1 protein-coding gene is annotated in these 1,079 nt (G+C 74.5%); it reads right to left on the bottom strand.

Annotation, left to right across the window (positions count from 1 at the left end):
* The coding region (locus QC029_RS30395; RefSeq protein ID WP_336621622.1) for a condensation domain-containing protein at nt 1-1,055 on the bottom strand (1,055 nt) is incomplete at its 3' end.
* Nucleotides 1,056-1,079: the final 24 nt, after the last annotated feature.

Genomic DNA, 1,079 nt, shown 5'->3' with positions numbered 1-1,079 from the left:
TCGAAGGGCAGGTCCTGGTGGGCGTAGGCGGCCAGGTCGGTGGTGCGGGCGCGTTCGACCAGGTCGCGCAGGCCGGGGTCGCCGGAGGTGTCGGTGCGCAGTACCAGGGTGTTGACGAAGAAGCCGACCAGGTCGTCCAGGGCGGTGTCGGTGCGGCCGGCGATGGCGGTGCCCAGCGGGATGTCGGTGCCGGCGCCCAGGCGGGAGAGGAGGCCGGCGACGCCGGCCTGGAGGACCATGAAGAGGCTGGAGCGGGTGGAGCGGGCCAGGGCGGTCAGGTCGCGGTGGAGGCGGGGGCCGAGTTCGGTGGTGACCAGGCCGCCGCGGTAGCTGGCGACGGGTGGGCGGGCCCGGTCCACGGGGAGGGTGAGTTCCTCGGGCAGGCCGGCCAGGGTCTGGCGCCAGTGGGCGAGTTGGGCGGCGATGGGGGAGTGGGGGTCGCTCTCCTCGCCCAGGACCTCGTGCTGCCACAGGGCGTAGTCGGCGTACTGGACGGGCAGGGGGTGCCAGGTGGGGGCGGTGCCGGTCAGGCGGGCGCGGTAGGCGTGGCCGAGGTCGCGGGCGAGGGGGGCCTGGGACCAGCCGTCGCCGGCGATGTGGTGGACCACCACGCACAGCACGTGCTCGGTATCGGCCAGGCGGAACAGGGTCGCGCGGATCGGGAGGTCGGTGGCGAGGTCGAAGCCGGCCGCGGCGGTGGCGGCGAGGGCGGTGGGCAGGTCCTCGGCGGTGGTGTCGACCGTCTCCAGGGGCAGGGTTGCCTCACCGGCCGGGACGATGTGCTGCCAGGGTTCGCCGTCGGCGTCGGGGAAGAGGGTGCGCAGCGCCTCGTGGCGTTCGATCACGTCCAGCAGGGCGGTGTGCAGGGCGGTGGTGTCCAGGGTGCCGGTCAGGCGGACGGCCAGCGGGATGTTGTAGGTGCCGCTGGGGCCTTCCATGCGGTTGAGGAACCACAGGCGGCGCTGGGCGAAGGACAGCGGTATCCGGTCGGGGCGTTCGGCCGGGCGTACCGGCGGGCGTCCGCCGGCGGTGGAGTCCACCACCCGCTCCGCCAACGCCGCCACCGTCTGCGCATCGAA

This window comes from Streptomyces sp. DH37 (genome assembly GCF_029813835.1).
Lineage (GTDB): Bacteria > Actinomycetota > Actinomycetes > Streptomycetales > Streptomycetaceae > Streptomyces.
Note: the sequence above shows the minus strand (reverse complement) of the source record. Positions and strands in the feature narration are given on the sequence as shown.